Consider the following 7,612-nt stretch of genomic DNA (forward strand, 5'->3'; position numbering starts at 1 on the left):
AATCCCTGGGTCAGCCGCTGCAAGCATGGGGCAGCAGCAAAAATAAAAATCGGTCCATTCACGCCAAAGGGGCACCTGGCAACGTCGCGACCCATAGCAGCGACGAAGTTTCGTAGGCAATTGCACGAAATTAGACGCTTTTATGTCACGATCGGTTGTCAAGTGCCCCCATGGCACGAGAGGTGCCCATTCTACCCCAAGGCCCGGTTAAACTAGGCCGCACAAAGCTGACCATTACACAACGTTACGAAACCCTTTCATGTCCTCTCACGTCTCCCCAGTTTCCAGCAGCCGCTTCTACCAGCGCTGGCTTGCCGCCGCGCCCGACCGCCAGGCAAAGATCGATTCTTTGGTGCAACAGTCACTGGACAGCGCCGACCTGGAGGCCTTGCTGGCCGTGGAACGCGATGGTGCCACGCTGCCCACGGGGCGCGGCATGCGCCGCCTGCGCAACCTGCTGATTGCCGGCCTGATCCGGCGTGACCTGGAGGGACAGGCCGACCTGAACGAGGTGGTGACGGCGGTAACGCGGCTGGCAGATTTCGCGATCCGCACCCACCTGGCCGAGCTCGATGCCGAGATGCGCGCGGCGCACGGCGTACCGACGGGCGCCGAGTCGGGCGTGGCGCAGGAACTGATCGTGCTGGCCATGGGCAAGCAGGGCGGCTTCGAGCTGAACGTGTCGTCCGACATCGACCTGATCTTCGTGTATCCCGAAGACGGCGATACCGTGCCGACCGCACCTGGCCAGCGCGTGCTGTCGAACCACGAGTACTTCGTCCGGCTGGGTAAGAAGCTGATCGCCGCGATCGCCGAGATCACCGAGGACGGCTTCACCTTCCGCGTCGACATGGCATTGCGCCCGAACGGCGGCTCCGGCCCGCTGGCGGCCAGCCTGGGCATGGTCGAGCAATACCTGATCGTGCAGGGCCGCGAATGGGAACGCTATGCGTGGGTGAAGGCGCGCGCCGTGACCGGCCGCGCCGAGGATATCGCCGCGCTCGATGCGATCGTGCGGCCGTTCTGCTTCCGCCGCTACCTGGACTTCGGCGTCATCGATGCGATCCGCACCATGCACATGCAGATCCGCACCGAGGTGAACCGGCAGGAACGGCTGCACCCGGAGCGCAGCCATAACGTCAAGCTGGGCCGTGGCGGCATCCGCGAGATCGAGTTCCTGGCCCAGGTGTTCCAGCTGATCCGCGGCGGCCGCGATCCCAGCCTGCGCGACCGTTCCACGCGCGCCACGCTGCGCCAGTTGCCCGACAAGGGCCTGCTGGCGGCGGATACCGTGGAGCGCCTGCTCGATTCGTACACCTTCCTGCGCAACCTGGAACACCGGCTGCAATACCTGGAAGACGCGCAAACCCATACGCTGCCGCCGAACGACACCGACCGCGAAACGGTGGCACGCATGATGGGCCTGGCCGATGCGGCCACCCTGCTGGCCGAACTGGAACGGCACCGGCGCTTCGTGGCCGAGCAGTTCGACGCGATGTTCGCCGACAAGGCCGGCGACGAGGAAATCGATCCGGCCACCAGCAACGAATGCGCCGACCCGGACAATTTCGAGGCGATCGAATCGCGCTTTGCCAGCCTGGGCTACGACAACCCGTCCGCCGCCGCGCGCCGGCTGATCGCCACCTGGCAGGCGCCGCGCGTGCAGTCGATGCCGGAAGCGAGCCGCCAGCTGTTCGTGGCGCTGATCAACGCGGCCCTGCCCCGCATTGCCCGGGCCGCCGAGAACAATCCGGTCGGCACGCAGCTGGGCACGCTGGGCCGCCTGCTCGATTTCCTCGAAGCGATCGCGCGGCGCTCCTCCTACCTGTCGCTGCTGACCGAGTATCCGCACACGCTGTCGCGCGTGATCGACATGATGCATGCCAGCGCCTGGGCCGCCACGTTCCTGACCCAGCACCCGATCCTGCTCGACGAGCTGCTCGACGAGCGCATCCGCACCGCCGTGTTCGACCCGGTGGCGCTGGCGCAGGACCTGGATGGCCAGCTGGCCGTCTACGAAGGCGACACCGAGCGCCAGCTCGACATCCTGCGCGAAGTGCACCATGCGCAGCTGTTCCACCTGCTGGCGCAGGACCTGGCCGGCGATTTGACGGTGGAAAAGCTGGCCGACCACCTGTCCGCGCTGGCGGACGTGATCGTGGCCGCGGTGATCCAGGCGGCCTGGCGCACCGTCGCCAGGCGCCACCGCGAGGTGCCGCGCTTCGCCGTCATCGCCTATGGCAAGCTGGGCGGCAAGGAACTGGGTTATGTCTCCGACCTGGACGTCATCTTCCTGTACGACGACGACGACCAGGAAGCGCCCGGCCTGTACGCCAAGCTGGCGCAGCGCTTCATCACGTGGATGACCACGCACACCCCGGCCGGCATCCTGTTCGACATCGACACCGCGCTGCGCCCGGACGGCGCCAGCGGCATGCTGGTGTCGTCGGTGGCCGCGTTCGAGCGCTACCAGAAACAGTCGGCATGGGTATGGGAGCACCAGGCGCTGACGCGGGCCCGCTTCGGTGCCGGCGATGCCGACATCGGCCGGCGCTTCGAGGAGATCCGCTGCGAGGTGCTGCGCCAGCCGCGCGTGACCGGCGAGGAGCTGAAGCAGGAAGTGCTGGCGATGCGCCGCCGCATGCACGACGCCTATCCGAGCCGGCCGGAAAGCTTCGATTTGAAGCAGGATGCCGGCGGCATGATCGACATCGAGTTCATCGTGCAATACCTGGTGCTGCAGCATGCCGGACAGCACCGCGAGCTGACGGCCAACCGGGGCAATATCGCGCTGCTGCGCATCTGCGCGGAACTGGGCCTGATCGATGCCGCGCTGGCCGCCCAGGTCGGCGACGCCTACCGGGCGATGCGCAAGCTGCAGCACCAGATCCGGCTGCAGGGTGGCGAGCAGTCGCACGTCGATCCGCTGCGCGTGGCGCTGCATGCGGAAAACGTGACGCGGCTGTGGCGCACCCTGTTCGGGGAATAGGCGGAGCCAGCGGCCTGGACCGCGGTGGCTGGCACCGAACAATGACTGGCGGTTGGCGCGGAACGTTGTACGTTCCACACAATTTACCGCCGTTCGGTTGAAATTAATTGTAGTTTTTGCACCCCTGGCTAAAGATCATTCCATCGGCAGGTGATCCTGCGTCGACCGTTTGATCAACCAGGGGAGCAACAGAATGAGAGAGAAACTACTTTCGCAGTCCGTCCGCCTGATGTGCCTTGGCAGCGTACTGGTGGGCATGAATGCACAGGCCCAGGACCAGCAGGCGCCAGTCCAGGCGGCACCCGCGCAATCGGCGCAGGAAGCGCCGATGCAGACGGTGCAGGTGACGGGCTCGCGAATCCGGGCGCCCGGTGCCGAATCGGCGTCGCCGCTGCAGGTGCTGACGGCCACCGACATCGCCGCCTCCGGCGTCACCAACCTGCAGGAACTGCTGTTGAAGAACCCGACCCTGGGCACGCCCACGGTCAGCCGCACCAACTCGAACTTCCAGACCTCGAGCGGCGGCGTCTCGACCGTCGACCTGCGCTCGCTGGGCACGTCGCGCACGCTGGTGCTGCTCAATGGCCGCCGCTTCGTCGCCGGCATGCCGGGCGAAACGGCGGTCGACCTGAACGTGATCCCCACCGACTTCATCGAGCGCGTCGACATGCTGACGGGCGGCGCGTCGTCCACCTATGGTTCGGATGCCGTGGCCGGCGTCGTCAACATCATCACGAAGCGCAATTTCAACGGCCTGATCCTCGACGCCCAGGGCGGCCAGAGCACGAAGCACGACGACACGAAGAAGAAATTCTCGGCGACGTGGGGCGTCAGCAATGCCGAAGGCACCAGCAACATCATGACGCACTTCGGCTACACCAAGCAGGGCGCGGTATATTCGCGCGACCGCGCCGCGACAGCCGTCGACCAGAACTCCGAGGGCGATCCGGAGGACCTGTTCAAGGTGGTGCGGCCGTTCTATTCCAGCTTCGCACCGCAGGGCCGCTTCTTCCATGACGAGGGCAGCTACACGTACGACCAGGCCGGCAATGTGATCCCCTGGAACACGAACGGCTCGGCCACCCAGGCGGCCACCGGCTTCAACCGCTCCGAATACCGCTCGATCGCCGTGCCGACCGAACGCTACCTGCTGGCCACCACGGGCAACATGGCGCTCAACGAGAATCACTCGCTGTTCTTCGAAGGGAACTATGCGGCCACCCGCGTGGCGACGCGCATCGAACCCTTCGCGCTGGGCGCCGAGGACATCTATCCGGCCAGCGGCGGCCAGGTGCCGGCCGAGTTCCTCGTCGACGGCACGCTGCGCCGCAACCCGATCGTGCCGCAATACCTGTACGACCGCATCAGCGACACCGATGGCGACGGCCTGCGCGACTACTACTTCACGCGCCGCATGGCCGAGGTGGGCACCCGCGGGGCCGAGGCCAACCGCGATACCTTCCGTCTGGCCGGCGGCATCAAGGGCAGCTTCAACCTGCTGCGCCAATGGAACTACGAAGCCTTCGTGGCCTATGGCCAGACCAAGGAAGCGCAAAGCTCGACGGGCCAGGTGAACGTGCTGAACTTCCGCAATGCGCTGGAAGCAATCCAGGACGTCGACGATGCCAACAACAACGGCAACACCACCGAGACGGTCTGCCGCGACCCGAACGCGCGCCTGCAGGGCTGCGTGCCGATCAACGTGTTCGGCTACGGCTCGATCTCGCCGGAAGCACTGAAGTACGTGGGCGCGCCAGGCAGCCTGGAAACGCAGATCACGCAGAAACTGGCCGGCGGCTCCATCACCGGCGATCTCTTCGACCTGCCGGCCGGCGCGGTCGGCTTCGCGGCAGGCTTCGAATGGCGTGGCGAGGAATCCAGTGCCGTGCCCGATGCGCTGACCCAGGCCGGCCTGAATGGCGGCAACGAACTGCCGCCGACCTTCGGCGACTTCAACGTGAAGGAACTGTTCGCCGAGGTCCGCGTGCCGATCCTGAAGGACCAGCCGTTCGCGCGCGCGCTGGATGTGTCCGGCTCCTTCCGCCGCGGTAACTATTCCACCGTCGGCTATGCCAGCAGCTGGAACGCGGGCGTGGAATGGTCGCCCATCAGCGACCTGAAATTCCGCGCCACGCGCGCGCTGTCGACCCGCGCGCCGAACATCAACGAACTGTTCCAGCCGCCGCAGCAGACCTTCCCGGCCGATATCGTCGACCCGTGCGAAGGCGTGACGGCCTCGTCGTCGGGTGCGCGCGACGCGGCCTGCCGGGCCGCTCCCGGTGTGATGGAAAACATCGCGGCCAACGGTGCGTTCACGCTGAACCAGGCCGACGTGCAGGGCATCAGCGGCTACGACCGCGGCAACCCGAACCTGCAGGCCGAGAAAGGCTGGTCCACCACCGTCGGCTTCGTGTGGACGCCGCGTTCGATCCCCGTCATCCGTAACTTCGCCTTCACGGTCGACTACTTCGACATCACGATCGACGATGCGCTGGTGTTCATGCCGCGCCAGTTTGCGCTGGAGAACTGCTATGGCGGCGACGCTTCGCTGTGCAACGTGATCACGCGCCGCCCCACGCGGATCGGCGGCAACAGCTCGGGCTCGCTGGAATACATCGACTCGCTGGTCAGCAACAGCGGCGGCGTGGCCACCGAGGGCGTCGACGTGACGGTCTCGTGGGCGGATCGCGTCGGCCCGGGCCGGCTGTCGACGCGCCTGGCCTGGACCTGGCTGCGCGAAGGCTACGACGTGCCGACGCCGGGCGCCGACCGCGACTACTGGGCCGGCGAAGTGGATTCCGCCGCGAAAAACCGCGCCACGCTGAACCTGGCCTACAAATGGGGCCCGTGGAGCATCAACGGCACCACCACGTTCATCGGCAAGGCGGCGCTCGACGACCAGTTCCTGGCCCAGTTCGACATTCCCCGCAATGGCGTGACGGTCGGCTCGAAGACCTACCAGGACTTCCAGTTCTCGTATGACTTCAACAAGAAATGGCAGGTCTACCTGGGCATCGACAACGCGTTCGACACGAAAGCGCCGCCGATCGTTTCCGGCCTGCCCGGCAGCGACACCGGCGCGGAAACCGTGGCCGGCACGTACGACCCGATCGGCCGGCGCTACTACGCCGGCCTGCGGCTCAGCCTGTGATGCAGGAAAAACGGTGACCGGCTCCGATTTCCAGGAAATGTTTCAAAAAAAGGAGTCCGTCACCGGTTTTGTATTGCCCAAAACCGGGGTCAGACCCCGAATTCGGGCAACAAAAAAGGCGCCGAGGCGCCTTTTTTTAGGTTCATCGCACTTTGCCGGGGAACGCATTCTTGATTTTCAAGAAGAAGTAGGATGCGTCCCGGAATCCGTAAGCCATGCGTTTGATCACTTTGATGCGATTGTTGACGCCTTCCAGGATGGATGAGTTCATCGGATAGATGGCCGAAGCCAAGATACCGCGCCGGTATTTGGCCAAGCGTTTAGCGAACTGGATCAGCGGTGCGATCTGGCTTTCCAGGGCGAGCTTGAGCCAGGTTTTCCATCGACGAGCACCTTCCCAGGCCGATGGCGCATACCAGATCTCTTTCAGTTCGGTCTTGAGCAGGTAGACCGTTGCCAAGGGCTGGTTGGCGGCGAGCAGTTCGTCAAGTTTGATCGCCTGGTCGGTTTTGAGATTGTCGCGATTACGCAGCAAAAGCCATCGGCTGCGCTTGATGACCTGACGGGCTTTTGGCTCTGCACGTAGTGCATTGGCTTGATCGACCCGTACCCGGTCAACGACTTCGCGGCCAAAACGGGCCACGACATGAAATAGGTCGTAGACCACCTCGGCATTGGGGCATTGCTGGCGCACTTCGAGATCCATAGCCGTGTTCATGTCCATCGCCACGGCTTCAATCCGCTGGCAGCCTTCCGGTCCCAGCATCTCGAAAAATGGCCGGATCGCTTCCCGGCTATTGCCTTCTCCAACCCACAATACGCGCATCCGTTCAGCATCGAGCGCGACAGTGGCATAGCGGTGTCCCTTGTGCAGGGCGAATTCGTCCATCACCAGGCGCCGTACACCCTCTGCTGAGAAGTCAGCATGCAAGTGCTTCAAGCGCCGATGATCGATCTCTTTGACGGTATGCCAGTGTAGGCCGGTCAGCCGGGCCACATGTGCTATCGGAAGCAGTTGCGCCAGCGCCTCGACCCACAGGCGCACACGATGCGTAATGCGTGAACGCCGGTCAAGCCAGACAATGTGCTCGGCAACCCGTGCATTACAGTGATGGCAGTCCAGTCGCCGCACTGGCACATCAAGCCAGACGCGTTTGTCCAGAATATCGCGGTCGCGCACCTTGCGTCTTCGGCGCTCATGCACCAAGGCGCAAGGCTGGCGGCACGACCCACACAAAGCATCACTTGTCGGACAGGGTTCGAGAACGATCAGCAGGGAACCGTCTTTCTGTTCTTGGACGGAGTCGAGAATATGGCCTTCCCAAAACGGGAGAGACGACATAGCATTGAGCATGGCGGTGGTTTGAAAGATTGACTTGTTTGGCGACTATCAATCTACCAACTTCAGACCCCCGCCACCACTTCCTGCTCAGATCGTCAATCCCGTCTTCCCCCATTCCCCGCGAAGAACC

At 64.3% G+C, this 7,612-nt stretch carries 3 protein-coding genes; 2 read left to right on the forward strand and 1 reads right to left on the reverse strand.

Features of this window, described 5'->3' with window-relative positions:
* Nucleotides 1-259: 259 nt before the first annotated feature.
* Entirely contained in the window at nucleotides 260-2,989 is a 2,730-nt protein-coding gene (glnE, locus tag ACY34H_RS22875; protein ID WP_464979768.1) for a bifunctional [glutamate--ammonia ligase]-adenylyl-L-tyrosine phosphorylase/[glutamate--ammonia-ligase] adenylyltransferase, read from the forward strand.
* Nucleotides 2,990-3,182: 193 nt separating this feature from the next.
* Nucleotides 3,183-6,140 carry a TonB-dependent receptor domain-containing protein gene (locus tag ACY34H_RS22880; protein WP_464979769.1) on the forward strand — a complete coding sequence of 986 codons (2,958 nt, stop codon included), beginning with the start codon at nucleotides 3,183-3,185 and terminating at the stop codon, nucleotides 6,138-6,140.
* 142 nt (nucleotides 6,141-6,282) lie between these two features.
* Here the strand turns inward: ACY34H_RS22880 and ACY34H_RS22885 are convergent, their stop codons facing one another.
* Nucleotides 6,283-7,494 (reverse strand): ISL3 family transposase, encoded by a 1,212-nt coding sequence (locus ACY34H_RS22885; protein WP_464975433.1) that lies wholly within the window; start codon nucleotides 7,492-7,494, stop codon nucleotides 6,283-6,285.
* Nucleotides 7,495-7,612: the final 118 nt, after the last annotated feature.

This window comes from Pseudoduganella sp. jia 9 (genome assembly GCF_055502615.1).